Annotated in this window: 24 protein-coding genes; 17 read left to right on the top strand and 7 right to left on the bottom strand. The window is 70.0% G+C overall.

The window, feature by feature from the left end:
• Positions 1 to 72 precede the first annotated feature (72 nt).
• The 5 genes from E0500_RS41785 to E0500_RS41765 are packed head-to-tail and all read left to right on the top strand — an operon-like array spanning position 73 to position 4,933.
• A complete protein-coding gene (locus E0500_RS41785; protein ID WP_131560059.1) occupies positions 73 to 1,398 on the top strand; it encodes an ABC transporter substrate-binding protein in 1,326 nt (441 codons plus the stop codon).
• Between the two features lie 2 nt (positions 1,399 to 1,400).
• A complete protein-coding gene (locus E0500_RS41780) occupies positions 1,401 to 2,348 on the top strand; it encodes a carbohydrate ABC transporter permease (RefSeq protein WP_131560133.1) in 948 nt (315 codons plus the stop codon).
• Positions 2,349 to 2,357: 9 nt separating this feature from the next.
• Complete coding sequence (locus tag E0500_RS41775; protein WP_131560060.1) at positions 2,358 to 3,269, top strand: carbohydrate ABC transporter permease; 912 nt, start codon at positions 2,358 to 2,360, stop codon at positions 3,267 to 3,269.
• Entirely contained in the window at positions 3,266 to 3,877 is a 612-nt protein-coding gene (locus E0500_RS41770; protein WP_131560062.1) for a DUF624 domain-containing protein, read from the top strand. Before E0500_RS41775 ends, E0500_RS41770 begins: the two co-directional genes overlap by 4 nt.
• A 12-nt stretch (positions 3,878 to 3,889) precedes the next feature.
• Entirely contained in the window at positions 3,890 to 4,933 is a 1,044-nt protein-coding gene (locus E0500_RS41765; protein WP_131560064.1) for a hypothetical protein, read from the top strand.
• Here E0500_RS41765 and E0500_RS41760 read toward each other — a convergent pair.
• Positions 4,916 to 5,611, bottom strand: a complete 696-nt coding sequence (locus E0500_RS41760) for a GntR family transcriptional regulator (RefSeq protein ID WP_131560066.1) — start codon at positions 5,609 to 5,611, stop codon at positions 4,916 to 4,918. The genes E0500_RS41765 and E0500_RS41760 overlap by 18 nt on opposite strands.
• Positions 5,612 to 5,752: 141 nt before the next feature.
• On the opposite strand from E0500_RS41760, the gene glnT reads away from it, so the two are divergent.
• The 5 genes from glnT to E0500_RS41735 are packed head-to-tail and all read left to right on the top strand — an operon-like array spanning position 5,753 to position 11,152.
• On the top strand, positions 5,753 to 7,111 hold the full coding sequence (gene glnT, locus E0500_RS41755; RefSeq protein WP_309505314.1) for a type III glutamate--ammonia ligase: 1,359 nt from the start codon (positions 5,753 to 5,755) through the stop codon (positions 7,109 to 7,111).
• 34 nt (positions 7,112 to 7,145) lie between these two features.
• Positions 7,146 to 8,033 (top strand): glutamine amidotransferase, encoded by an 888-nt coding sequence (locus E0500_RS41750; protein WP_131560068.1) that lies wholly within the window; start codon positions 7,146 to 7,148, stop codon positions 8,031 to 8,033.
• The gene (locus tag E0500_RS41745) at positions 8,021 to 8,713 is read left to right on the top strand and encodes a glutamate synthase (RefSeq protein WP_131560070.1); all 693 of its coding nucleotides are present in this window, start codon (positions 8,021 to 8,023) and stop codon (positions 8,711 to 8,713) included. Before E0500_RS41750 ends, E0500_RS41745 begins: the two co-directional genes overlap by 13 nt.
• A gap of 13 nt (positions 8,714 to 8,726) precedes the next feature.
• Positions 8,727 to 10,046 (top strand): FMN-binding glutamate synthase family protein, encoded by a 1,320-nt coding sequence (locus tag E0500_RS41740; protein ID WP_131560072.1) that lies wholly within the window; start codon positions 8,727 to 8,729, stop codon positions 10,044 to 10,046.
• Positions 10,043 to 11,152 carry an FAD-dependent oxidoreductase gene (locus E0500_RS41735; RefSeq protein ID WP_309505313.1) on the top strand — a complete coding sequence of 370 codons (1,110 nt, stop codon included), beginning with the start codon at positions 10,043 to 10,045 and terminating at the stop codon, positions 11,150 to 11,152. Before E0500_RS41740 ends, E0500_RS41735 begins: the two co-directional genes overlap by 4 nt.
• Positions 11,153 to 11,167: 15 nt before the next feature.
• Here E0500_RS41735 and E0500_RS41730 read toward each other — a convergent pair whose 3' ends face one another.
• The gene (locus E0500_RS41730) at positions 11,168 to 12,436 is read right to left on the bottom strand and encodes an Nramp family divalent metal transporter (RefSeq protein WP_131560073.1); all 1,269 of its coding nucleotides are present in this window, start codon (positions 12,434 to 12,436) and stop codon (positions 11,168 to 11,170) included.
• 12 nt (positions 12,437 to 12,448) lie between these two features.
• The gene (locus E0500_RS41725; protein ID WP_131560075.1) at positions 12,449 to 13,189 is read right to left on the bottom strand and encodes a class II aldolase/adducin family protein; all 741 of its coding nucleotides are present in this window, start codon (positions 13,187 to 13,189) and stop codon (positions 12,449 to 12,451) included.
• A gap of 32 nt (positions 13,190 to 13,221) precedes the next feature.
• Between E0500_RS41725 and E0500_RS41720 the strand changes: the two genes are divergently transcribed.
• From E0500_RS41720 to E0500_RS41705, 4 genes are all read left to right on the top strand, one after another.
• Positions 13,222 to 13,878 carry an XRE family transcriptional regulator gene (locus E0500_RS41720; RefSeq protein WP_258573799.1) on the top strand — a complete coding sequence of 219 codons (657 nt, stop codon included), beginning with the start codon at positions 13,222 to 13,224 and terminating at the stop codon, positions 13,876 to 13,878.
• Between the two features lie 288 nt (positions 13,879 to 14,166).
• Positions 14,167 to 15,801, top strand: coding sequence for a ribosomal protection-like ABC-F family protein (abc-f, locus tag E0500_RS41715; RefSeq protein ID WP_131560079.1), 1,635 nt, complete (start codon positions 14,167 to 14,169; stop codon positions 15,799 to 15,801).
• Between the two features lie 80 nt (positions 15,802 to 15,881).
• Positions 15,882 to 17,498, top strand: a complete 1,617-nt coding sequence (locus E0500_RS41710) for an ABC-F family ATP-binding cassette domain-containing protein (protein ID WP_131560140.1) — start codon at positions 15,882 to 15,884, stop codon at positions 17,496 to 17,498.
• Positions 17,499 to 17,644: 146 nt separating this feature from the next.
• Complete coding sequence (locus E0500_RS41705; protein WP_131560081.1) at positions 17,645 to 18,697, top strand: C40 family peptidase; 1,053 nt, start codon at positions 17,645 to 17,647, stop codon at positions 18,695 to 18,697.
• 190 nt (positions 18,698 to 18,887) lie between these two features.
• On the opposite strand, the gene E0500_RS41700 is transcribed toward E0500_RS41705, so the two are convergent.
• The gene (locus tag E0500_RS41700; protein ID WP_131560083.1) at positions 18,888 to 19,118 is read right to left on the bottom strand and encodes a lipoprotein; all 231 of its coding nucleotides are present in this window, start codon (positions 19,116 to 19,118) and stop codon (positions 18,888 to 18,890) included.
• Between the two features lie 305 nt (positions 19,119 to 19,423).
• On the opposite strand from E0500_RS41700, the gene E0500_RS41695 reads away from it, so the two are divergent.
• A complete protein-coding gene (locus tag E0500_RS41695; RefSeq protein ID WP_131560085.1) occupies positions 19,424 to 20,737 on the top strand; it encodes a phytase in 1,314 nt (437 codons plus the stop codon).
• Between the two features lie 89 nt (positions 20,738 to 20,826).
• On the opposite strand, the gene E0500_RS41690 is transcribed toward E0500_RS41695, so the two are convergent.
• Together E0500_RS41690 and E0500_RS41685 are read right to left on the bottom strand one after the other, a co-directional pair.
• Complete coding sequence (locus tag E0500_RS41690) at positions 20,827 to 21,483, bottom strand: response regulator transcription factor (RefSeq protein WP_131560087.1); 657 nt, start codon at positions 21,481 to 21,483, stop codon at positions 20,827 to 20,829.
• The gene (locus E0500_RS41685) at positions 21,480 to 22,691 is read right to left on the bottom strand and encodes a sensor histidine kinase (protein WP_131560089.1); all 1,212 of its coding nucleotides are present in this window, start codon (positions 22,689 to 22,691) and stop codon (positions 21,480 to 21,482) included. The genes E0500_RS41690 and E0500_RS41685 overlap by 4 nt, the downstream gene beginning before the upstream one ends.
• Before the next feature lie 142 nt (positions 22,692 to 22,833).
• Between E0500_RS41685 and E0500_RS41680 the strand changes: the two genes are divergently transcribed.
• Positions 22,834 to 24,660 carry a 2Fe-2S iron-sulfur cluster-binding protein gene (locus tag E0500_RS41680; protein WP_181587412.1) on the top strand — a complete coding sequence of 609 codons (1,827 nt, stop codon included), beginning with the start codon at positions 22,834 to 22,836 and terminating at the stop codon, positions 24,658 to 24,660.
• A 55-nt stretch (positions 24,661 to 24,715) separates the two neighbouring features.
• On the opposite strand, the gene E0500_RS41675 is transcribed toward E0500_RS41680, so the two are convergent.
• Positions 24,716 to 25,312, bottom strand: coding sequence for a cadmium resistance transporter (locus E0500_RS41675; protein ID WP_131560091.1), 597 nt, complete (start codon positions 25,310 to 25,312; stop codon positions 24,716 to 24,718).
• Positions 25,313 to 25,857: 545 nt separating this feature from the next.
• On the opposite strand from E0500_RS41675, the gene E0500_RS41670 reads away from it, so the two are divergent.
• Positions 25,858 to 26,310 (top strand): hypothetical protein, encoded by a 453-nt coding sequence (locus E0500_RS41670; protein ID WP_181587411.1) that lies wholly within the window; start codon positions 25,858 to 25,860, stop codon positions 26,308 to 26,310.
• The last annotated feature ends 100 nt before the right edge of the window (positions 26,311 to 26,410 follow it).

Genomic DNA, 26,410 nt, shown 5'->3' with positions numbered 1-26,410 from the left:
CCACCCCTCGCCCTTCATCTCCCACCACCCCTCCCCGCTCTCCCCCACCTTTCAATGAGGAAAGGCACGCACATGCACGACATCACTCAAGGGCCCTCCCGCCGCTCCTTCCTGGGCCTCGGCGTCGCAGCGGCCGGCGCAGCCACCCTGTCCCTGGCCGGGTGCGGCACCTCCCCCGGCCCGCAGTCCACCTCGGCCACGCCCCAGGGCAACGTCTCGCTGACCATGTCGGCATACGGCTCGAACACGCGGCAGCACAAGCTCCAGCAGGTCTTCAAGCTGTACGCCAAGAAGAACGGCGGCAAAGTCGGCCTGGAACTGCTCGCCAACGAGGCCTACGCGCAGAAGCTGGCCACCCAGATCGCCGGCGGCGCGGCGGCCGACGTCGTGGCGCTGTTCCACAACAGCGTCGCGCAGTACGCGTCGAAGAACGCCCTCGCCCCCCTCGACCGCTACGGCCCCAAGGTCCTGGACCTGTCGCACGTCGACAAGGAGTCCTCCTCCGGCGGTGTCATCGACGGCAAGCGCGTGGCCCTTCCGCTCGGCGACAACGCCTACGGTGTGATCTGGGACAAGACGGCGCTGGCCGATCTCGGAATGTCGCTCCCCGAGCCCGGCCACACCTGGGACGACTTCATCACCTTCGCCAACGACGTCAAGAAGAAGGCGAAGGGCCGCCTCTACGGCACCATCGACAACAGCGCCGACTTCAACGGCTTTCAGGTCTTCGTCCGTCAGCGTGGCAAGGAGCTCTACAAGGACGGCAAGCTCGGCTTCTCGAAGGCCGACCTGGAGGCCTGGTTCGCGATCTGGGCCGAGCTGCGCAAGAGCGGCGCCGCCCCGCCCGGGGACCTCACCGTGCAGACCGCCACCGGCGGCTTCGGCAACTCGCTGCTGGTGACGGGCAAGGCGCCGAACTTCTTCATCTACCCGAACGTCCTCAGCGGTTTCCAGGCCCTGACGAAGAACGAACTCGCCGTCAGCACCATACCGATGGTCAGCGCCTCGAAGTCCGGCCTCTTCGTCCGGGCCTCCAACTGGGCCGCGGTCAACGCCCGCTCCAGCCACCCGGCGGACGCTGCCGCCCTGCTCGGCTTCATGCTGAACGACGAGCAGGCCGCGAGGATCCTCCAGGCCGAGTTCGCTGCGCCGCCCAACCTGGAACTCCGCAAGGTCATCGAGTTCAACAAGGTCGACCGGGTCTTCATCGACTACGTCGAACTCGTCTCCAAGGAGTTCGCCCAGCCGGTCCCCTCCCTCGCGGAGGAGTTCCCGAGCGGTTCCCCCCAGGTCATGACGGCCTTCGTGACGGCCGGCCAGAGCGTCGCCACCGGCCAGCAGTCGATCTCCTCGGGAACCGATAGCTTCTTCTCGCAAGCCGAAGGATTCCTCTCGTGACCATGACGTCCGGGCTCGACCGCAGAGCCCCGACCACCGTGAGGGCCGCCAGAGCAACAGAACGCCGACGCCCCCAGGGCAAGTGGGCACTGCTGTTCCTCAGCCCCTGGATCGTGGGACTCGCGCTGTTGACGGCGGGCCCTCTCCTCGCCTCGCTGTATCTGTCGTTCACCAACTACGACCTGCTCTCCGCACCGCAGTGGGCCGGCGTGGAGAACTACACGAAGATGTTCACCGCTGACCCGCTGTGGCGGCAGTCGGTGCTGGTCACCGGCGTCTACGTGGCCGTCGCGGTGCCGTTGCAACTCACTTTCGCTCTGTTGCTGGCCTCTGTCCTCAACCGCGGTATCAGGGGCATGAGCGTGTGGCGGGCCCTGTACTACCTGCCCAGCCTCTTCGGCTCCAGCGTCGCCATCGCCATCCTGTGGCGGGAGATCTTCGGCGCCAACGGGCTCTTCAACAACATCCTCGGAATGATCGGCATCCACTCCACGACGAGCTGGATCGGCGATCCCGACTGGTCGCTGGGCACGCTGGTCCTGTTGCGGGCCTGGGAATTCGGCTCACCGATGATCATCTTCCTGGCGGGGCTCCGGCAGATTCCCGCGGAGCTGTATGAGTCCGCCTCCCTCGACGGTGCCGGCACCGTGCGGAAGTTCTTCGCCATCACCCTGCCGATGCTGACGCCCATCGTCTTCTTCAACCTGATCCTGCAGATCATCAGCGCGTTCCAGGTGTTCGGCTCGGCCTTCATCATCGGCGGCGGCCAGGGAGGACCGGGCAACTCGATGCTCGTCTACACCCTGTACCTGTACCAGGCCGCGTTCAGCAACTTCCAGATGGGCTATGCAGCCGCCATGGCCTGGGTCCTGCTCGTCATCATCGGGGCGGTGACCGCGGTCAACTTCTGGCTCAGCCGCTACTGGGTCCACTACTCCGATGAACAGTGAGAGTGCGCCATGACAACCATCACTCAACTCGTCGGCAAAGGCACGCCTCCTCCTGAGACGGTGCCCGCGTCCCGTCCCTCAACCGCCGGTCGGCGCGCCACCAGGGCAGTGCTCTACGTCGTGCTCACGGTGGGCGTCGTCGCGATGCTCTATCCCCTGGTGTGGCTGCTGTCGGCGTCCCTGAAGCCCGCCGACGAGATCTTCGGTTCGGTCGGCCTGCTGCCGCGCAGCTGGGACCTCAGCAACTACGTCAACGGCTGGACCAGCGCCGACGGCAGTACCTTCGGGCGTCCGCTGCTGAACTCCGTCGTGGTGAGCCTCGGCGCGGTCGTGGGAAACATCGTCTCCTGCTCCCTTGCCGCGTTCGCCTTCGCCCGCCTGGAATTCAGGTTCAAGCGCACGGCGTTCGCTCTCATGATGGTCACCATCATGCTGCCTGCGCAGGTGACGATCATTCCCCAGTACATCCTGTTCCACTATCTCGGCTGGGTGAACACCTACCTTCCGCTGATCCTGCCGAAGTTCTTCGCCGTCGACGCCTTCTTCATCTTCCTGATGGTGCAGTTCATCCGCGGCATTCCGCGCGACCTGGACGACGCCGCGGCGCTCGACGGGTGCAATCCGGGCAAGATCTATCTGAAGGTGATTCTGCCGCTGCTGACACCGGCGCTGGTCACCACGGCGATCTTCACCTTCCTGTGGACGTACAACGACTTCTTCTCCCAGCTCATCTACATCTCGGAATCACAGCTGTACACGGTGCCCCTGGCCTTGCGTCAGTTCATCGACGGCACCGGGCAGTCGGAGTTCGGCCCCATGTTCGCCATGAGCGTCCTGTCGCTGCTGCCCACCCTCGTCCTGTTCCTGATCTTCCAGCGGCTGATCGTGGACGGCATCTCCACCTCGGGGATGAAGGGATGAACCGGCCGCCCCACCGGGCGTGGTGGTCCGGTCGCGTGTACGAGGCGCTCGACACCATGTGCCGGTACTCGCTGCTGAGTCTGCTGTGGACGGTCGGCACGGCGCTGCTGGTCACGGCGCCGGCCGCCACCGCCGCCCTCGTGGCGACGGTGCGCGGATGGGCCCAGGGTGACGAGGGCCCGGTCTGCTCGACGTTCCTCTCCCACGTACGACGCTCCGCGCGCGCGGGCACCGTGGCCGCCGTGCCCCTCCTGCCGGCCGCCGCGCTGCTGGCGGTGAACCTCGTGATCGTGCCGCACATGGGGGAACAGCGGCCGTACGCCACCGCCGCGCTGGTAGCGGTCGTCGTCCCCTTCCTGGTGTTCACCACGAACGTGATCCCGTCCCTCGCCGACGAGACCACTGGCGTCCGGGAGACCTACCGGCGGACGGTCGAGCGGATCGTCGTACAGCCGGCAGCGGCCGGCCTCACCACTGTCGTCGCCCTGATCGCCGCCTGCTGCGTCTTCGTCCAGCCGGTCAGTGCCCTGCTGATCGCCGCACCCGCCGCGCGCCTGGTCGTCGCGGCCCACGGCCGGCACACCGCCAGGCCGGTCATTTCCGCGTAAGGAGAGACCCACATGACCTCGATCGAGATCCGGGGAACGGACTTCGTCGTCGACGGACGGATCGTCAACCAGGGTCGTACGCTCGACGGTATCCCGCTCGACGGGCTGCTGCTGAACAGCCGCATGATCAACGGAGCGTTCGACGACGCGAACCCCGAGACCGTTCACCGGTGGGCGTACCCCGACACCGGGGTCTGGGACGCGGATCGCAACACCCGCGAGTTCCTCGCCGCCATGCCGCAGTGGAAGGCGGACGGCCTCGACGCCTTCACCATCGGAGTCCAGGGCGGCAGTCCTCAGGGATACAGCACCGAACAGCCCTGGGACAACGCCGGTTTCACGGCGGAGGGCGCCTTGCAGGAGGGGTACCGCGAGCGCCTGGGAAGGATCCTGGAGGAGGCCGACCGGCTCGGACTCGTCGTCATCCTGGACGTCTTCTACCACGGCCAGGATCACCGGCTGCGCGACGAACCGGCCATCCACCGGGCCGTCACCGAAGTCTGCACATGGGTGCTCCGGTCGGGCTGGCGGCATGTACTGCTGGAGATCGCCAACGAGGTGAACTGGCACAAGCACTACCAGCACAGCCTGATCAAGGCCGAGCGCGTCCACGAACTGATCGCACTCGCCAAGTCCGTCACGTACGAGGGCCGCAGGCTGCTCGTGAGCACGAGTTTCCTCGCCCACCCGCCCATCATCACCGAACGGGTCGTGACCGAGGCGGACTTCGTCCTGATCCACGGGAACGGCACCCCGGCACCGGACCGGCTGCGGGAGATGGTGGAGGAGATCAAGGCCACGCCGGGCTACACCCCCAAGCCCATCATGTTCAACGAGGACGACCACTTCGACTTCGACAAGCCGGACAACCACATGAAGGCGGCTCTGGCCGCCGGCGCCTCATGGGGCTACTTCGACCCGGGTTCCGTCACCACCGACCCACCGCAGCCGACGCTCGGTGACTACGAGAACGGCTACCAGGCCGTGCCGGTCAACTGGGGTGTCAGCACCGAAACGAAGAGGGTCTTCTTCGCCACGCTACGAAGCGTGCGCTGAGGCCTCCCCGGTCGTCCGGGCGTGCGCGTCGCCGACGTAACGGCGGGTGAAGTCACCCATGTGGCCGGTGAGCGTCTCCCGGACGGCCTGTGCGTCCCCGGTGCGGATGGCAGCGACGATCGGCAGGTGCTCCTCGTAACGCATCCTGCCGACCGCCCGGTCCGGACCGGCGGCAATGATCATCATGCGGATCTGGCTGGTCAGCTGGAGCCACGACCGACTCAGCGTGCCGTTGCCCGTCAACTCGCACAGCAGAGCGTGGAAGCCGAGGTCGGTCTCGATGCGCTCGCTGAATCCGAGGTCGGGTTCCCGCAGCCGCCCGATCTTCTGCTCCAGCGCGTCCGCGTACTCCGCACGCCGCGGGCTTTCGGCGAGTTTGGTGGCTGCCAGGATCTCCAGCGCCGTACGTACTTCGAAGACCTCGGCGATCTCCTGGGGGCTGAGTTTGCGCACCCGCATGCGCCCGTTGCCCTCGTTGACGAGCAGGCCCTCGGCCTCCAGCGGGCGCAGAGCTTCCCGCAGGGTTCCCCGGCTCACCCCCAGAGTGTCGCTGAGCTGGACCTCCCGGACATGCTCACCGGGTTGCAGCGCCCCCGAAACGATCTGATCGCGTAGGTAGGCAATGCACCGTTCGCGAAGACTGCGCCGATCGAAGGGGCCTGCGTCACGCACACTCATGGGCACAGGATATCGGTCACATGCACAGCAGTAGACGTAGCGCCGTTTACAGGACGGCAACCGGTGCGACACGTCACACGCGTTTACTACAGTGAGACTTTGAGTCATGACAGTAAACGCATCTATGATTCGGGAGCCGTCGTGTCCGTTCCGCTGAAGTCCGCACCGGCCCTCTCCACCACGCAGTCGCTCGCGTCCCTGGCCAAGGCGGACGGCGTGCGGTTCCTCCTCGCCACCTTCACCACCCTGACCGGCAAGCCCTGTGCGAAGCTCGTGCCCGTCGAGGCCGCGGACGCGCTGGAGGGCGAGGGCGTGGGCTTCGCCGGATACGCCGCCGGGGCCATGGGTCAGCGTCCGCGCGACCCGGACGTGGTGGCGATCCCGGACCTCTCGTCCTACGTTCCGCTCACCTTCGTCCGGCCCGGACTGGGCATGGTGCACTGCGATCCGTACGTCGAAGGGCGCCCCTACGCCTTCGCGCCCCGGGTCATCCTGCGCACGCTCGCCGAGAAGGCGGCGGCCCAGGGCACCGGGCTGGTCAGCGGCGCCGAGGTGGAGTACTTCCTCGTGCAGCGCGGCGCCGACGGCACCCTCACCACGGCCGACCGTCTCGACGACGCCGCCCAACCCTGCTACGACGCACGCGGGCTGACCCGGATGTACGAGCACCTGACCGCCGTGTCCGACGCGATGGTGCAGCTCGGCTGGGGGCCGTACGCGAGCGACCACGAGGACGGCAACGGGCAGTTCGAGCAGAACTTCCACCACGCGGACGCGCTGACCACCGCCGACCGTGTGGTGACGCTGCGGTACATCGTGCAGGTGCTGGCCGAACAGCGCGGGATGACGGCCACGTTCATGCCGAAGCCGTTCACCGACCGCACCGGCAGCGGACTGCACCTGCACCTGTCGCTCTGGGACGGTGAGCGTGCGCTGTTCCCGGCGGGGGCCGGTGAGCAGGACGCGTACGGAATGGGGTTCAGCGCGCAGGCCTACGGCTTCACCGCCGGTCTGCTCGCTCACGCGCCCGCACTGCACGCGTTGATCGCGCCCACCGTGAACTCGTACAAGCGCACCGGGGCCACCACGACCGCCTCGGGCGCCACCTGGGCCCCGCGTACGGCGAGTTGGGGCGGCAACGACCGTACGCACTTCCTGCGCGTCCCCGACACCCACCGAGTCGAGCTGCGCGGCGGCGACGGCTCGGCGAACTCCTATCTCGCGGCGGCCGGCGCACTCGCCGCCGGGCTGGACGGGATCGCCAGGGCACTGGAACCGGGTGAGCCGGGCGTCACGAACGGCGGGCCGCGGCTGCCGCGCACGCTCCTGGACGCGGTGCACGCGCTGGAGGGCGACGACGTCGTCCGCGGGGTGCTGGACCTCGTCGACGCGTCGGCCGGAGTCAGCGACTACTACGCGGAGTTGAAACGCGAGGAGTTCTACAGCTGGCACAACACCGTCTCCCCGTGGGAGATCGACCGGTACCTCACGGCCGTCTGACAGCCCCTCTACGTACGTTTTGGAGGTCATGCCCATGTGCGGCATCGCAGGACTCCAGGTGCGCGACCCCTCGCTGGAGCCGAGGCTCGGCGAACTGCTCACCGGAATGCTTCACCAGGCCGCCGAGCGCGGCCCCGACTCGGCCGGCGTCGCCCTGTACGGCGACTCCCGGCTCACGCCGCCCGGGCACGCGACGGTGAGCCTGCTCGCGCCGGACGTGTCCGCCGACGAGGTCGCAGCGCGCGTCGGTCGAGGCTCCGCCGCCGTCACCGTCAGTCAGAGCACCGTCGTCCACTCCCCCGCTCTCACCGTGTCCGACCTGGAACGGGCCGTGCGCGACGCCTTTCCCTCGGCGGTCGTCACCGGGCGCGGCACCGGCCTGGCCGTCCTCAAGGGCGTCGGCCACCCCGACGCGCTGGCCGAGGAGTTCGGCCTGCGGGCGGCGAGCGGACACCAGGGCATCGCCCACACCCGTATGGCCACCGAGTCCGCGGTCACGCCGGAAGGGGCGCACCCGTTCTCCGTCGACGAGAACGTCTGCCTCGTCCACAACGGCTCCTTCGCCAACCACGCCACCATCCGCCGCGAGCTGCGCGCCGAAGGCATCGGCTTCGACAGCGAGAACGACTCCGAGGTGGGCGCCCGCTTCGTCGCGCACCAGCTCGCCCAGGGGCACGACCTGGAGAAGTCGCTGCGGCTGCTGTGCGAGCGGTTCGACGGCTTCTACACCCTGCTGGTGACGACCGGTGACACCTTCGCCGTCGTCCGGGACGCGATCGCCTGCAAGCCCGCCGTGGTCGCCGAGACCGACGCGTGGGTGGCGATGGCCTCCGAGTACCGCTACTTCGCCGGGCTGCCGGGCATCGAGTCCGCCCGCGTCTTCGAGCCCGAGCCCGAGGAGGTCCACACGTGGCAGCGCTGACCACCCCCACCGTCATCGACCTCGCGCACGACTCGGTGCGCGACCTCAACCGCGTCCTGCACCAGGCGGGTCCGGGCACATCGTGGCGGATCGAGCACCCGGACGGCGCCCACAACGTCGCCGTCGGTCTCACCGAGGACCTCGACGTGGTGATCGGCGGTCCGGTGGGCTACTACGGGGCGGGCATGAACCAGCGCGCCACCGTCACCATCCACGGGAACGCCGGTACGGGCGTCGCCGAGAACATGATGTCCGGGACGGTCCGGGTGCGCGGCAGCGCCTCCCAGTCCGCGGGGGCGACGGCCCACGGCGGTCTGCTCGTGATCGACGGGGACGCGTCCGCCCGCTGCGGAATCTCCATGAAGGGCGTGGACATCGTCGTCGGCGGCAACGTGGGACACATGAGCGCCTTCATGGGCCAGGCGGGCCGCCTGGTGGTGTGCGGCGACGCGGGCGACGCGCTCGGCGACTCCCTGTACGAGGCGCGCATCTACGTCAAGGGCAAGGTCAAGTCCCTGGGCGCGGACTGCGTGGAGAAGGAGATGCGGGCCGAACACCTCGCCGAACTGGCCGAGTTGCTGAAGGCCGCCGAGCGGGACGACGCGCCCGCCGACTTCCGACGGTACGGCTCCGCCCGCAACCTGTACCACTTCAAGGTCGACAACTCGACGTCGTACTAAGGGAGTCACTGCCATGGACTTCGCATCCCAGGGCCTGCGCGAGTCGGCGACCTTCGACCGCGCCACCATCCACGCCATCCAGCGCGCCGCCGAGACCGGCATCTACGACATCCGGGGCTGGGGCGCCAAGCGCCGTGTCCCCCACTTCGACGACCTGCTCTTCCTCGGCGCCTCCATGTCCCGCTATCCGCTGGAGGGTTACCGCGAGCGCTGCGGCACCGATGTCGTCCTCGGCAGCCGCAACGCCGCCTGCCCGCTGCGCCTCGACACCCCGGTCACCATCGCGGGCATGAGCTTCGGCGCCCTGTCCGCCCGGGCCAAGGAGGCGCTGGGGCGGGGTGCCTCGGAGGCCGGCACGTCCACGACGACCGGCGACGGCGGCATGACCCCGGAGGAGCGCGGCCAGTCCAAGCACCTCGTCTACCAGTACCTGCCGTCCCGCTACGGCATGAACCCCGACGATCTGCGCGCCGCCGACGCCATCGAGGTCGTGCTCGGTCAGGGCGCCAAGCCGGGTGGCGGAGGCATGCTCCTCGGGCAGAAGATCACCGAACGGGTCGCCGGCATGCGGACGTTGCCCGTCGGCATCGACCAGCGCAGCGCCTGCCGCCACCCCGACTGGACCGGCCCCGACGACCTGGAGATCAAGATCCGGGAGCTGCGGGAGATCACCGACTGGGAGAAGCCGGTCTACGTCAAGATCGGTGCGACGCGCACGTACTACGACGTGAAGCTCGCCGTGCAGGCCGGAGCGGACGTCGTCGTGCTCGACGGCATGCAGGGCGGCACCGCGGCCACCCAGGACGTGTTCATCGAGCACGTCGGCATCCCCACGCTCGCCGCGATCCCCCAGGCCGTGCAGGCGCTGCAGGAGTTGGGCGTACACCGGGAGGTGCAGCTGATCGTCTCCGGCGGGATCCGGGGCGGCGCCGACCTCGCCAAGGCGATGGCGCTGGGTGCGGACGCGGTGGCCATCGGCACGGCGGCGCTGATCGCGCTCGGCGACAACCATCCCCAGTACGACGCCGAGTACCGCGCACTCGGCTCCGCCGCCGGGTACTACGACGACTACCAGGACGGCCGCGACCCGGCCGGCATCACCACCCAGGACCCGGAGCTGTCCACCCGCCTCGACCCCGTCGAAGGCGGCCGCAGGCTCGCCAACTTCATCCGTGTGATGACCATGGAGGCGCAGACCATCGCCCGCGCCTGCGGCAAGGCCCATCTGACGCACCTGGAGCCGGAGGATCTGGTCGCGCTCACCATCGAGGCGGCCGCCATGGCCCGCGTCCCGCTCGCGGGAACCGACTGGATTCCGGGGGCCGTGCGGTGACGGCCGACGTCGACATCGCGGTCGTCGGGGCGGGACTGATGGGGGCGGCGACGGCGTGGGCTGCCACCCGGCGCGGGCAGTCGGTCGTGGTTCTGGAGCAGTTCGGCGCCGGTCACGACAAGGGCAGCTCGCACGGCAGCGCTCGCATCGTGCGCCGCGCCTACCCGGACCCGATGTACGCCCGCATGACCGGACGCGCCATGGAGCTCTGGCGCGAGCTGGAGGCCGACTCCGGTGAGCACCTGCTGCGGATCGTGGGCGGCATCGACCACGGACGGCTGCGCGACCCGGAACGCATCGCCGCCACGCTCGCCGCGGTGGCCGTACCGCACGAGCTGCTCCCGGCCGAGGAGGCGGAGCGGCGGTGGCCCGGGTTGCGTTTCGACGGCCCTGTCCTCTTCCACCCCGAGGCCGGCGCGGTCGACGCGGCCGCAGCCGTGACCGCCTTCGCGGAACGGGCCGCCGCCCGCGGTGCGGACGTCCGGTACCACACGGCCGTACGACGGATCACGCCCCTCGGTGAGGAGCGGGTACGGCTGGAAACGACGGATGGGGACATGGTGACCGCCCGCCGTGCCGTCGTCGCCGCGGGAGCCTGGGTGGCCGACCTGCTCGGCGGCCTCGTCCCGCTGCCCGAACTGACCGTCACCCAGCAGCAGGCCTTCCACTTCCCCCGCCTCGACCCGGCGGCCGCGCCGTGGCCCGTCGTCGTGCACAAGGACGCGCTGTCCACGTACAGTCTGCCCGGCGGGCGCGACGGCGGTCCCCTCGGCGGCCGCAAGATCGCCGAGCACGACGCGGGCCCCACCACGAGCGCGGACACCCGCAGCGGCCGGGTCGATCCCAGGGCGCGTAAGCGGATCACCGCCTATGTACGGGAGTGGCTGCCCGGGCTGGTGCCGGAGCCCTTCAACGAGACGACGTGCCTCTACACCTCCACGCCCGACGAGGACTTCGTCCTCGACCGCCGCGGTGCTCTCGTGATCTGCTCACCCTGCTCGGGCCATGGTGCCAAGTTCGCGCCCCTCATCGGGGAGATGACCACGGACCTGGCCGTGGGCGTCACGGATCCGGAGCCGCGCTTCGCCCTCAGCGGGAGGCGCTGAGTTCCTTCTCGGCCCTCAGCCGCCGGAGCCGAACGCCAGGAGGATCAGCAGGGCGTTGAGGGCGACGAGGACCAGGGTCGCGCCGCCCGCGAGCGCGGTGGTGAGCGGGCGGTTCACCCAGTTGCCCATGACGTCCGGCCGGCGGCTGAGGAGAAGGAGCGGGATCAGTGCGAAGGGGATGCCGAAGGAGAGCGTCACCTGGCTGAGCACCGGGGCTCGGGAAGGGTCCACCCCGAGGGCCAGGACCGCCAGGGCGGGCACAACCGCCAGACTCCTGCGCAGGTACAACGGGATCCTGCGCCGCAGAAAGCCCTGCATGACGACCTGGCCCGTGTAGATGCCGACGCTGGACGAGGCCAGTCCCGAGGCCAGGAGGGCGACGGCGAACAGCGTCGCGACCAGGGGGCCCGCGCCGATGGCGAACTGGGTGTGGGCGCCCTGGAGAGTCGGTTCGGCGCCGGAGCCGTGCAGCATGGTCGCGGCGGCGACCAGCATGGCGATGTTGGCGAGGCCCGCGATCCCCATCGCCAGGACGACGTCCAGCCGCTGGGCGCGGAGCAGCGCTCGCCGGGAGAGACCATGGCCCGTGGCGAAGCGCTCCTGGGTCAGGGCGGAGTGCAGGTAGATGGCGTGCGGCATGACCGTCGCGCCGACGATCCCGGCGGCCAGCAGCAGGCTCGCACTCCCGTCGAAACGGGGTACCAGGCCCGCGGCCAGATCCGCCGGCGGGACATCGGCCTGGAGGGTCTGGTAGAAGAAGGCGCCCGTCACCACGGCCAGCATGGCCGTGATCACCGCCTCGAACCGCCGCTGCCCGGCCGTGCGGACGGCCAGCAGGACGAACGACGCGGCGGCGATCAGCAGACCGCCCTGCAGGGCGGGAACGCCGAAGAGCAGGTTGAGCGCGACGGCACCGCCGATGAGCTCGGCCAGGTCCGTCATGATCACCACGGTCTCCGCCTGGAACCACAGCCCCCAGACGACCGGGCGGGGGTAGTGGTCGCGGCACAGCTCGGGCAGGTTACGGCCCGTGGCCGTGCCCAGCTTGGCGGAGAGGTACTGCAGGAGCATCGCGACCACGTTGGCCGCGAGGACCACCCACAGCAGCAGGAAGCCGAAGCGTGTCCCGCTCTCCACGTTGGTCGCGAAGTTGCCCGGATCGATGTAGGCGACGGCCGCCACGAAGGCGGGGCCGATCACCGTGAGCACCCGCCGTCCGGCGCCGGCCCGGGCGGAAGCGGGCACTGCGCCGGTCGGTGTCGACGTGTGTACGCCTGTGTTCATGGCGGAGCACTCTCATTCCGTGGGGATCGGTGCCTCGGGAGAGAAGCGACCGACCCCTGAGGGGAAGGCCTTTCGGCACAGATAGGCGTATCCGGCGCTGAGCTGCCGGACGGACCAGGTCTCCGCCCGCTTCTGCGCCACCTCGTCGACATCGGACCAGGTCGTCGGCCCGCCCGCCGCCAGCGCGCGCAGCTGGATCGCGCAGGCGCGCTCCAGCAGGACGGCGTGCATCACCGCCGAGGCGAGATCGGACCCGACCGTGACCAGGCCATGACTCACCATCAGGCACCCGGCGCCGTCACCCAACGATGCTGTCAGCCGTGCGCCGAGTCCGCGATCGCTGATGAGCCTCCCCGACGGATGGCGGGGTACGTCCGGATCGACGAAGGGCACGGCGTCATGGGAGAGCGGCAGGAGGGGGACGCCCAGGGAGGCGAACGTCACGGCTGCGGGTCCATGGGTGTGGACCACGGCGCCGACGTCCGGGCGTACGGCCATGATCTCCGTGTGGATGGGGTACTCCAGATGAGGGCGCCCCTGCCCGGCAAGTGCTTCCCCTTCGGGCGAGACGAGAAGAGTGCGCCGCGGTGTGACCTCCTCGAAGCCCCGTCCCGAGGCTTTCATCCAGACGCCGCGACCGTCCGGGTCCCGCAGGGAGAGATGCCCCCAGACGAGGTCGGCCTGCCCGGCCACCCCGAGTGCGCGGGTCGAGGCGCTGAGGGCCGCCGCCCGGCTCGGGTCGTCTCCTGGCAGGAGACGACGTCCAGTGGGGCAGAATGGCTGTCATGGCCATGGATCCGGAACTGCATGCCCGTGCCGCCGCCTTGCCGGACCGCGAGGTGGATCCCGGTGAGGCGGCTCGCAGGCTGGAACTCGAATCCGTCATCGCCCGGCAGGTACGCGAGTACCGCACCGCGGCGGGCCTGTCGGTTGCGGAGATGGCCACGCGCGTCGGCATTTCCAAAGCCATGCTCTCCAAGATCGAGAACGCTCAGACGTCGTGCAGCCTCACCACGCTCGGACGCCTCGCGACCGGGCTCGGCATCCCGGTCTCGGCACTGTTCCGCGGCGTCGACACCGAACGTGAAGCCGTATACGTGCAGGCCGGGCAGGGCGCGCGTATCGCGCGTCGCGGCAGCCGCGTGGGCCACGTCTACGAGCTCCTCGGCGCCCTGCGCGGACCACACAAGCGCATGGAAGCCGTCCTGGTGACTCTTACCGAATCCAGTGAGGTCTTCCCCCTCTTCCAGCACCCCGGCACCGAGCTGATCTACATGCTGGAGGGCGAGATGGTGTACGGACACGGCGAGGCCAGCTACACGATGCGCCCCGGCGACGCCCTCCAGCTCGACGGCGAGGGCACGCACGGCCCACAGGAGCTGGTGGAACTCCCGATCCGCTTCCTGTCCGTCACCGCGTACGGCGACCACAGCCCGAGCTGAGCAGTCACACGGTCCAGCCGCCCGGGGACTTCCGGCCCGCCTCAACAGCCCTCGCGGGCGGCAGGCCCCGCCCGCGAACCTGCTGCTACGCTACGGCGGACGTAATCGTGTACCGAGGAGCGGCAGACATGGTGGGTGACGACGACATCTGCGGGTGATACCCGGATGTGAGCGGCCACCGGCAGGTGCAGAAGAGCACTGCCGAAGTGGCCTCGCCGTCGTTTCCTCTCCCACTCTGCCCGGGGCAGACGTCTCTTCCTGCCCCCTCCCATCACACGAGGTCACCCCATGTCCGATGCTGCCGTCGTCTGCTCGAACATCTCCTTCACCTGGCCCGACGACACACCGGTCTTCCAGGACCTGTCGCTGACCGTGAGCACCGGTCGTACGGGACTGGTGGCTCCGAACGGCTCCGGCAAGAGCACCCTGCTCAAGCTGATCGCCGGCGAGCTCCGGCCCGGCGCCGGGTCCGTCTCGGTGGTCGGCACCCTCGGCCATCTCCCCCAGACCCTCCCCCTCACCGGCGAACTCACGGTGGCCGAGGTACTGGGCGTCGCCGCCGTGATCCGGGCCATCGACGCCGTGGAGTCCGGCGACGTCGACGAGAAACACTTCACGACCATCGGCGACGACTGGGACATCGAGGAACGCACCCGCGCCCAGCTCGACCGCCTCGGCCTGACCGACCTCACCCTGGACCGCAGTCTGAGCACGCTCAGCGGCGGTCAGGTCGTCTCCCTCGGACTCGCGGCCCAACTGCTGAAGCGGCCCGACGTGCTGCTGCTCGACGAGCCCACCAACAATCTCGATCTCGACGCGCGCCACAAGCTCTACGACGTGCTGGAGGACTTCAACGGCTGCCTGCTGCTCGTCAGCCATGACCGGGCCCTGCTCGACCGTATGGAGCGCATCGCCGAACTCGGCAGCGATGAACTGCGTTTCTACGGCGGCAACTTCACCGAGTACGAGGAGGCGGTGCGGGCCGAGCAGGACGTTGCCGAGAAGAACGTCCGCAATGCCGAGCAGGAGCTGAAGCGGGAGAAGCGGGAGATGCAGCAGGCCCGTGAACGCGCCGAGCGCCGCGCCGGGAACGCCGCCCGCAATCTCAAGAGCGCCGGTCTGCCGCGCATCTTCGCGGGCAACATGAAGCGCGGAGCCCAGGAGTCCGCGGGGCGGGCGGGACAGATGCACGCCTCCCGGGTCGGCGAGGCCAAGGCCCGGCTGGACGAGGCGGCGCGTGCGCTGCGCGACGAACAGCGCATCACGCTGGACCTTCCGGACACCGACGTGCCCGCGGGGCGCACCCTCTTCCTCGGCGAGGCCATGCAGGTCCGGCACGGCGGGCGGGCCGTGTTCGCCGGCCAGGGTGTCGATCTGACGATCCGGGGGCCGGAACGCATCGCGCTCACCGGGGCCAACGGAGCGGGCAAGAGCACGCTGCTGCGGCTGATCAACGGCGACCTGACGATGGACAGCGGCGAGATCAAGCGCGCCGACGGGCAGATCGCCTACCTCTCGCAGCGGCTGGACGTGCTGGATCTGAACCGTACGGTCGCGGAGAACTTCGCCGCGTTCGCCCCTGGGCGGCCGGAGGCCGAGCGGATGAACCTGCTCGCCCGATTCCTCTTCCGCGGTGCGCGGGCGCATCTGCCGGTCGGGGTCCTCTCCGGCGGCGAGCGGCTCCGGGCGTCCCTGGCCTGTGTCCTGTGTGCCGAACCGGCCCCCCAGTTGCTGCTCCTTGACGAGCCGACGAACAACCTGGACCTGGTGAGCGCGGGGCAGTTGGAGAGCGCCCTGGGCTCCTACCGGGGGGCTTTCGTGGTGGTGAGCCATGACGAGCGGTTCCTGACGGAGATCGGTGTCGGCCGGTGGCTGCGACTGGCCGATGGCGAACTCACCGAGACGGGAGCACCTCAGCGGTGAAGGGCCGGCACGTTTCGACCGGGCCCGCGCCGAGGTGTGTCACCGGCGGGCCGAGCACCGATCACATGAGACGGATCACCATGCCGCAACCACCCCTGCTCGCCCATGACCTCGTCCGCACCCTCGGCAGCAGGCGGGTGCTCGACGGTGTCTCCCTCGTCGCCTCCCCCGGGCACCGCATCGGGCTGATCGGGGAGAACGGCGTCGGCAAGTCGACTCTGCTGCGTCTGCTCGCCGGGGTGGACGAACCCGATGCCGGGCGGGTCGAGCGCCCGGCCGACCTGGGCTTCCTCCACCAGGAGATGCCGTTCGACGCCGAGGCCGCCATCGCCGACGTCCTGGACGACGCCCTGCGCGAGGCACGCGAGGACCTCGTCGAGCTGGAACGACTCTCCGGGGAACTCGCCCGTACCCCGCAGGACTCCCCCGCCTACGCGGCGTTGCTGGAGGCGTACGGCGGGCGGCTGGAGCAGGCCGAGGAGCGCGAAGCTTGGGACGCCGACCGGCGGGCCGCGCTCGTCCTCGACGGGCTCGGTCTCGGCGCGGTCGCGCACGACCGCACCCTCGGGTCGCTCTCCGGCGGCCAGCGCGGCCGGCTCGCGCTGGCCGCCCTGCTGGTCCGGCGGCCCTCGGCGCTTCTGCTGGACGAGCCGACCAACCACCTCGACGACGATGCCGCCGCCTTCCTGGAGGAGCAGGTGCGCGGATTGCCCGGCGTCGTGGTGCTGGCCAGCCATGACCGGGCCTTTCTCGACGCCGTCTGCACCGACCTGATCGACCTCGACCCGGCCGTGGACGGCCCGGTCCGCTACGGCGGCAACTACAGCGCCTACCTGTCGGAGAAGAACGCCGAACGGGAACGCTGGGAGCGGCGCTACGCCGAGGAGCAGCAGGAGCTCGCTGCGCTGCGCTACTCGGCCGCCGTCACCGCCCATGTCGTCGCCCCGAACCGTGAGCGGAGGGACAACGAGAAGATGGGGTACGGCCACAGGGGCGGCCGGGTGCAGAACCAGATCTCACGCCGGGTGCGCAACGCCACCCGCAGGCTGGAGGAACTGGAGCGCACCCAGGTCGGTGCCCCGCCGGGGCCGCTGTACTTCCAACGCACCGCGCTCGCGAAGGAGTCGGCGGACGGCAACCTGGTCGCGCTGCGCGACGCCCGGGTCCCGGGGCGCCTGGCCGTCGGGCGTCTCGATGTGTCGGCGACGGAACGGCTGCTCGTCACAGGGGGCAACGGGGCAGGGAAATCAACGCTGCTGACCGTGCTCGCCGGGCGGATCGCCGTACAGGGCGAGGTACGGCGGCGGCGCGGGCTGACGGTGGGGCTGCTGGCCCAGGACAGCGTGTTCGACCGGCCGGAGCGAACGGTCCGGGACACCTACGAACTCTCGCTCGGCGCCGAACGGGCGGAGGCCGTGCCGTTGGACTCGCTGGGCCTGATGCACGAGGCGGACCTGGACAAGACAGTCGGTCACCTGTCCGTCGGTCAGCGGCGCCGCCTCGCCCTGGCGCTGCTGGTCGCGCACCCACCCGCGCTCCTGCTGCTCGACGAGCCCACCAACCATCTCTCGCCCCGGCTGTGCGACGAGTTGGAGGAGGCCCTCGGGACCGGCCCCGGCGCGATCGTCGTGGCCAGTCACGACCGGTGGCTGAGGAAACGCTGGCAGGGCCGGGAGCTCCGGCTCGGCCCATGCTGAGGCAGCCAACGCGAGTGCGGCTACGACTCCATTAAACTTTTACAGTCCAAACACAATTTCGGTTGGGTTGGCATACGCCTGCTCAACTGCAATGGCAGTAACAGCGGTGGCAGCACCGACAGCGGAGTGCGGAGGAGAACGTTTCGATGGCGCCGGAGCGAAACATGGAGCTGGCGGGCAGCGAACCCAGCCGTGACGAGGTCAGGCAGCGGGTCAACAGCCTCTACGACCACGCCGAGTCCGCCACCGAGACCTTCAACGCGACCCGCGCCAGGGCCGCAAGGTCATTCGACCGCATCGCTCCGGCCGGCAGGGGGACGCGCCGGGATTCCGCCGCCGGCGTAGACGCCATCACCCAGCAGTGGTTCGACGCCGGCCGCACGTTACTGGGTCCGACCGTTCGAGCCGTCCTGCCGCCCGACCGGATGCCACCGCCGCCGCCCATGACCCCTTCCACGCAACTGACGGAAGGTCGGCCGGCCGGTCCCGCGGTTCCGCCCAAGCAGTTGGAATCCCCCCGCTCCATACCGGAGTTGCCGGCCGCACCCTCACCCGCACCTCAGTCGCCCCTCGCCCCGGCAGGGTCCACCGCGGGACCAACTCTCGCCCTCGATGCCCCACCGGCCGCAACAGCACCAGCGATGTTGACAACGGCGGTGGCGGCGCCGCCTGAGCAGCCGCAGTTCCTCCCTCTCCCGGCGACTGAGCCGCTGTCACAGCAGGGCGTCGGCGGGGCAACACTTCCGGCAGCACCGCCGGCCACACTGCCGCCCGTCAACGTACCCATCAGTGAAGGGGCGCCGACCGAGAGCCTGCTCCCGGAGCCTGTCCCTGCCCCCGGCGGCAGAGGCCTGGCGGCGGTCGCCTTCGCCCGCGCTCAGACCGGCAAGCCCTGCGTCTGGGGTGCGACCGGCCCCGACTCGTACGACTGCTCCAGCCTTACCCAGGCGGCGTGGAGAACCGTCGGCGTCGATCTCCCGCGCGCCGCCCAGGACCAGGCATTTGCCGGGAGACCGGTGTCACTCAGCAGCCTCCTGCCGGGCGATCTGGTCTTCTTCCACGCCGACGCCCACCACGTGGGCCTGTTCACCGGTGACGGGACGGTGATCCATGCACCCGCCCCTGGACGCGTCGTCCGCGAGGAGCCGATCTCGGCCGTTGGGGAGGCGCCCGTCCACAGCGCCGTAAGGCCGGCATAGCAGCGGTACGGCGACCGGCGACGCACGATGGGGGTCACAGGTGCCTGTCTGGTGAGTCTTCCAGGCCCACCGGACACACCAGTGGCGATAGCGAACTGCAACGGGAGTACCAAGCCCTCCGGCGCAATCCAACTCCACGTGCCACGCGCCGTACCGGGTCAAGATTCACCTCACCGCGTAGGGCGCACTCTTAATCGTCGACGCACTTGGGGTACTTCGACCCCCGATTGCAGTCGTGGTAGTCGTACTTGCTGACCCGGAACTTCTTCTCCTCGCCTCCCTTGGCCGGTTCGACAACCAGGTAGAACTTCTTCCCGCTCTTGACCTTGTCGGTAACTCGCCCTTCAGGGCCCTGGTCGAAGTTCTGCGCGCAGCCGGCGAGCGCCAAAGCGGCAACTGCAACAAGAAGGAGGCGTTTCATGTCGTGCTCCGATCACATTGAGGACCAGGGCAGTGTAGGAGAGCCGTTTGACCGGCGAGGACACGGGGGCTTGCTCCCGCGAACGAGAACCTTTTGGTGTTGGAGCAACGGGAAGTGCGCCGTATGCCCACGCCTTCGTCGTCCAACTCAAGCACGAGCGGCATGTCGGTTGCGGGGAAAAGGAGCGGCCTCCCGCACATTCCGCCCGGCGTTCACGATGTCCCCATGGTGTGGCCATCTGTCTGCATGTACTTGTCACTTGCCGACTACAGCATGCTCGATAGCCATCCCCCGGAAAGGCATCCATGTCTCACGCACGCAAGGCATTCCGCAAGCGCTCCCTGACGATCGCGGCAGCCGCGCTCGTGACCACCGTCGTGGCCGCGCCCGCTCAGGCGGACCCCGCGGTCGCCGAGGTCACCGCCAAGGCCGAAACGCCCACCCTGTTCGATGACGCCGCAGGCGGCGAGGCCACCGCGGACGACCCGGCGATCTGGCGCGACTCCGACGACCCGGCCAAGAGCCTGGTGCTCGGCACCGCGAAGGTCGGCGGCCTGCGGGTGTACGACCTCGCGGCACGCGAGGTCCAGTCGCTCCCCGCTCCGCAGGCGCCCGGCGCCGGGGACGAGCCTGGCCGCATCAACAACGTGGACGTCATCGACGGCGCCAACCTTGCCATCGCGACCGACCGCGGCCGCGACAAGCTGGTCATCTACAGCATTGACGGCGACCGCGCGGAGGGCCCCGTCAAGGACGTCACCGCCCAGAAGGCCGCCCCGTACATCTTCTCGGCCGATCAGGACGAGGTGAACGAGCAGGCCACCGCCTACGGACTGGCCTCCTGGAAGGACCGGAAGACCGGCCGCATCTACGCCGTCGTCACCCAGGAGCTGACCAACCAGGTCGCTCTGCTGGAGCTGACGAAGGAAGCGGGCGGCACCTACGGCTACCGCAAGATCCGCACCATCGGCTTCCCCACCACCTTCACCCTGCCGAACGGCAAGACCTGGACCCCCTGCGAGGAGCCGGGCGAGCAGCCCTACCTCGAGGGCATGCGCGTCGACCCCGCGAACGGCATGCTCTACGCGGGCCAGGAGGACGTGGGTGTGTGGCGACTGCGCGCCGATCTCACCGCCGAGCCCACCTTGATCGACAAGGTCAGGGACTACGGTGTCCCCTCCACCTGGGATCCCGAGACCGAAGAGTGCGTACCGGGCGAGGACCCCGGCTTCGGCGGGGACCACCTCACCGCGGACGTCGAGGGAATCACGTTGCTCGACCGGCCGGGCGGCGGTGGCTATGTCGTCGTCTCCAGCCAGGGCGACAGCACCTTCGCGATGTACGACCGCGATCCGGCCAAGGGCAACGCGTATGTGAAGAGCTTCCGGGTCGTCGCGGGCCAGGGCGAGGGCGCGATCGACGGCGTCGAGGGCACCGACAGTCTGGAGATCGTCAACCAGTCGTTCGGGTCGGCGTACCCGCAAGGGCTCGCCGTGATCCAGGACGAGACGGACACCCCCACGGTGACCGGCGACGACGGTGAGCCCCGCGAGGGCACCAACTACAAGTACGTGGACCTGCGGAACGTCGCCACCGCCACCGGGCTCAGCTTCCGCTGACACCGGACGACACCACGGGCGCCCCTCGGTCCGCAGCCTCGTGCCGAGGGGCGCCCGTGTGTCACGGGACGACGGCCGTCCCGTCCGCCTCAGTCGAGCAGGCCCGCGCGGTGGGCGAGGATGGCCGCCTGCACACGGTTGGTGAGGTCCAGCTTGCTGAGGATGCGGCTGACATGGGTCTTCACGGTGGCTTCGCTGACGTACAGATGGGTGGCGATGTCGGTGTTGGACATGCCGCGGGCGAGGGCGACGAGGACCTCGCCTTCCTTGTCCGTCAGGACCTCCAGTCGGCGGCGGGCCTGCGCGGTGCGTCCGGAGCCGGGGTCGGCGTCGGCGAACCGGTCGAGCAGGCGGCGCGTGATTCTGGGCGACAGCATCGCGTCCCCGCTCGCCGCGCTGCGGACCGCGGCGAGCATGTCCGCCGCGGTGGCGTCCTTGAGCAGGAATCCGACAGCTCCGGAGCGCAGGGCGGTGTGCACGTACTCGTCGAGACCGAACGTGGTGAGTACGACGACCTTCGGCGGCGTGGCCAGCGTCCGGAGCCGCTGGGTGGCCGTGAGGCCGTCCGCGCGTGGCATCCGGATGTCCATCAGGACCACGTCCGGACGTTCCGATCGCGCCAGGCTCACCGCTTCCGCGCCGTCGGCCGCCTCACCGATGACGGTGATGTCGTCGGCGGACTCCATGATGGTGCGCAGCATGGACCGCACCATCCATTCGTCATCGACGATGAGGACGCGGATCACCGGCCGTCCTCCCTCTGATCGCGCTGGTCCAAGGGCTCCGAGGGCGCCCTCTGCTCGTCGTGCTCCACGGCGAGTGGCACCACGGCAGTGACGTCGAATCCGCCGTCCGCTGTGGGCCGTGCGGTCAGTTCGCCCCCGACGAGCCGGACCCGCTCGGCGATGCCCAGCAGTCCGTGGCCGCCACTGGGCAGTTGAGGCCCGCCGGGGTTCCGGCCGGGGTGGTTGACGACGGAGAGGCGAAGGCGGTCGGGTTCCTGACGGACGTCGACGTGGGTCGCGGCGTCGCCCGCGTGTTTGCGGACGTTGGTCAGCGCCTCTGCGGCGACCCGGTACATCGCGTGTTCGGCCAGCAGGGGCGGCCGCTCCCCGGTGTCATTGGTCATGTTCAGGGTGACCGGCAGGCCGAGCCCACGGAACCGGGTGACCAGGTCGTCGATGTCGCCCAGGCCCGGCTGCGGGGCCAGCGGCACGTCGCCGTCGTTGCGCAGCACGCCCACGAGGGAGCGCAGTTCGTCGAGCGCCTCCCGTCCGATAGCGCCGATCTGCCGGGCGAAGGTGGTGGCGTCGCGTCCCTCGGCCGCCTCGAGCGCGGTGGCGTGAAGCACCATCAGCGATACGCGGTGGGTGACCACGTCGTGCATGTCCCTGGCGATCTGGGTGCGCTCCTCACTGCGCGCCTGCATGACCCGCAAGTCCCGCTCCCGCTCGGCCCGTTCGACCCGCTCACGCATCCTGCCGACCAGTTCACGCCGGGTGCCGACGTACAGTCCGAGCAGCGCCGGGGCCACGCAGATGGCCGCGCTCAACGGCGTGGCGGCATCGGCCCCGCCGACCCGCCAGAACGGGATGCCCACCACGACGACGGTCGGCAGCGTCGCCGCCGCGGTGACGCGCCAGGACCGGCTGCGTTCGGCCAGGGTGTACTGGGCGAGCACCACCGCGGCGATCCCGGCCACCGCCACCCAGCCTGCCAGCGCCACGAGGACGGCCTGTGCCGGTCGGCGCCGACGCCGCCACAGGGAGGCGCAGACCAGCAGGGCGAGGGCCACGGAGAACCACAGGGGCGGGCGCCAGTCGACGTAGTGGAACACGGGGGACTGCGTCGCCGGGGTGACCGTCGCCGACGCGCAGCCGACTGCCAGGACCGCGTCGGCGATCCGGGCGCGGTGCGCGGCGAACGCCGGGACGTACCGGCCGAACAGGCTCATGCCGAGCAAACTAACCCGTGAAGGAGCACCCGGGCATCAGTGGAAAGTTGTAGGCGTCGGGCCCGGAACATCCGTCCTTCGGCCGCCAGTTCTCGCGACTTGGCCGACGTCCCGGGCCCCCGGCGCCGCCCAGGCTGGCGCCATGACCACTTCTACGACAAGGCCCACCGCTGGATCGCGGATCTCCCCACGGTGGTGGCACACCGGCTACGCGGCCTTCGCCGCAGCCACGGCCGTCCTGATCCTCTCCGACGAGGACCCGGACTTCCCTCTCATCCGGACGCTCGCCGTGATCGCCTACGGCCTGGCGTTGGCCGTCTCGTCCGCCGGCGCCCTCGCACCGTCGCGGCCGGGTGTCCGGCGACTCGTGATCGGCTTCCAACTTGCCTTCGTTCCACTGCAGTTCCCGCTCTGCTGGGCGTCCGAGCTGCCACTGCTCGGCATGCTGCTGTCGGTCCTGACGGTGATCGCGCTCAGGCCCCGCTTCTCACGGCTCGCACCGCGCGCCCGGAAGGTGTGGCTCACGCTGCACGTCGGCCTCAGCGTCGGATGGCTCGGCCTGTCCCTGGCGATGACCGCGCTCTCGGCGGTGGGCCTCTACGCCGGCTCGCACGCCGCACGGCACGGGGCGTACGAGATCTTCCACATCTTCGACCTCACGATCGTCATCCCGAGCATGGCGCTGTCGATCGTCACCGGCGTCGCCATCGCCCTGGGCACTCCCTGGGGGCTCATCAAACACCGGTGGGTGCTGGCCAAGTTCGTGATCTCGCTGGCCATCCCGGTGCTGGCGGGCGTCATGCAGAGTCCCTGGGTCGCCGAACTCGCCGAACGGACCGAGGACCCCGCCGGGCAGCCGGGCGACCTCGGCGTCGCCCTGCTCGCCTCCAACGCCCTCTTCGTGGTGCTGCTGTGGACCGCGACACTCCTGTCGGTCGTCAAACCGGGCGGCCGGACGAGGTGGGGGCGCAAGGACCTGGCGGCCCGCAGGGCCGGGCGGCCGGACCCCACGCACACGGCCGCGCCCGACATCCCGGCCGTGGTCGGCCAGACCTGTCACGTGGCCGACGACACGGTGGCGCTGACCCTGCGGCCCGCCGGCGGCGGTCCACTGCCCGCGTGGGAGCCCGGCGCGCACATCGACGTGGTCCTGCCCTCCGGTCTGGTGCGCCAGTACTCGCTGTACGGGGACCCGGCGGAGCGTGCCGTCCACCGCGTCGCGGTGCTGCGCGAGCCGGGGGGCCGTGGCGGCTCCGTCGAGGCGCACGGGCTGTGCCCCGGCACTCGGCTCGCGGTCCGCTCTCCCCGTAACCACTTCCCGCTGGCGGACGCTCCCGCCCATCTCTTCATCGCGGGCGGCATCGGGATCACTCCCTTCCTGACGATGATCGACAAGATCGCCGGCACGGGGAGCGCGGAATGGCGGCTGGTGTACCGCGGCAGGTCCCTGAGCCGGATGGCCTTCGCGGACCAACTCGCCGCCCGGCACCCGGACCGTGTGACGCTGCTGCCTTCGGACACCCACGCCCGCCCCGACCTCTCCGGTCTCCTGCGACAGGCGAGGCCGGGCACTGCGGTCTACTGTTGCGGACCGGACGAGCTGATCAACGCCGTGGAGGCGGCGATGCCCGTCGCCTGCCCGCACGGCACCCTGCACATCGAGCGCTTCAGCCCACGCGACCGGGCGGACACCACGGCCGACGCGCCCTTCGACGCCGAACTGCGCCGCAGCGGCCGGACGGTGCACGTCCCCGCCGGCCGAAGCCTCCTCGCCGCCATGCACGAGGTCGACCCGTCCCTCCCCGCCTCCTGCACGGACGGCGTCTGCGGCAGCTGCGTCACCCGGGTCCTGGAAGGCACCCCCGACCACCGGGACGACGTACTGCAACCGTACGAGCGCGACCGCCGTGACGTGCTGTATCCGTGCGTGTCCCGGTCCTGCGGGCCGCGCATCGTGCTCGATGCGTGAGATCCGGACGGACGAGGGCCTGTCCGACAGCGGCCCGGTGGCCCAACCACCGTCGCTACAGGCCGAAGGCCCCGCCCTCGACGAGGATGAGCAGGCCGATGGCGATCAGCACGAGCGGGAGCAGGATGTGGCCCCACCGGCTGAGTGCCTTGGCGACGACAGGGCGGGTGGCGAAGAACCTGCCCGCGAAGCACCACACGGCCACCAGGATCAGGAAGACCACGGCGTACACGCTCATCCCGCCGACCCCGGCGGTCGTGAACACGGGAACGTAGACGCCGATGTTGTCGCCGCCGTTGGCGAACGTCACCGCGGCGACCTCCAGTACCCTCGGGCCGGTCTCGGTCACCGCCTGCTCGTCGTCGTCCTCGCCCTGCCGCTGCCACGCCTGCCAAGCCGCCCTGAGACCCAGGGCAAGTGGCAGCAGGCCGAGGTAGGGGATGGCGGCCTCGGGCAGGAAGGTCGCGCCGAACGCGGCGGCCACGGCGACGGCGAGGATGGCGGCGAAACCGAGGTACTGGCCGATCACGACCCGGCGGGCCGAGCCGCGGTGTCCGGCACCCTGGGCGAAGAACAAGGACAGAATCAGGATGTCGTCGATGTTGGTGACGGCGAACAGGCCTATCGCCTGCCCGACAATGCCCGGATTCACAGGTGGGACGACCTCTCGCTCGGGTGCCTGGCGACAGTACCCGGCGCACGCCTGTCCCCGGACACCGAGGTTCACCCATCGCCCGCATGCCCTCTTGGTGTCCCGCCATGAGGGCTGGAAGCCACCTGTGGAAGAACCTGCCCCGTTGATGAGCCGGCGCATCGCCGGTTTCATGACCCTCCCGGCGGTGTTCCACCGCCGGTTCTGATTCTGTGGGGGATGGGGGGACTGTGCTTCAGTCCAGTGCGAGTTGGCGGAGACCGGCAGGGTTATCCAGAGCACGACGAAGCGGTATATCCAGTGCGGCGGCGCTTATGAAGCGACGCCCGCGCTGGTCGAGGGCATCCGGGAGCAGGCACCCGCGGCACGGGACGCGGCGGGCGCGGCACGCGCGTACCTGGCCGCGGAGCAGGACCGCTACCGGATCGCCGACCCGGGGCGCGATCTGAAGCCCGCGGGGACCGTCACGACCTGCGGTCACGAGGTCGTGCGACTGCGGCAGGGGCACCGCGGCGTGCCGGTCCTCGGCGGAGTATGTCGTCCGCATGGAGAAGCGGGACTGCGACCGAGTCGTCACTGGCACCTCGGGCGTCTGGCCGGACGGCATCCAGGAGTTCGGCTCGCCGAACCGGGACACACGCGGCGGGGGCACCTACCACCGGTCCACCTGGCCCTCGGTGAGCGACGGCAAGGTGTTCTACCAGGACAGGAGCCGTGTGCGCGCGGTGTACGAGTCCACCACCCGGGTGATCGACGTGGCGACCGGTGAGGAGAGCGTGATCCGGACGGCCGCCCCGGGGACCGCCCTGGGCGCGACGGCCGTCACCGGCTCGCACGTCTACTGGCTGCTCGACGAGATCGGCCAGAACGGCACGACGGCCCTGCGCCGTGCCGGGCTCGACGGCTCGGGCGTCACGGACCTCAGTCCGGAGACCGGTTCGGGCGCGGGGCGGTGGCGACGGCATGGTCCGAACCCGCGTCTCCTGCAACCGGGGTGAGCAGCTCTCGGCGGCCGCGGTGGCGGGCACCCAGGTGCTCTGGCTCGACGGAACGACGGGCATCAGCAACGTGGTGACCCGAACCCGCCCCGCGGGCACT

It is taken from the genome of Streptomyces sp. KM273126, from assembly GCF_004337435.2.
In the GTDB taxonomy this organism is placed as follows: domain Bacteria; phylum Actinomycetota; class Actinomycetes; order Streptomycetales; family Streptomycetaceae; genus Streptomyces; species Streptomyces acidicola.
The sequence above is the reverse complement of the archived record's forward strand: the minus strand, read 5'-3'. Positions and strand labels throughout refer to the sequence as shown.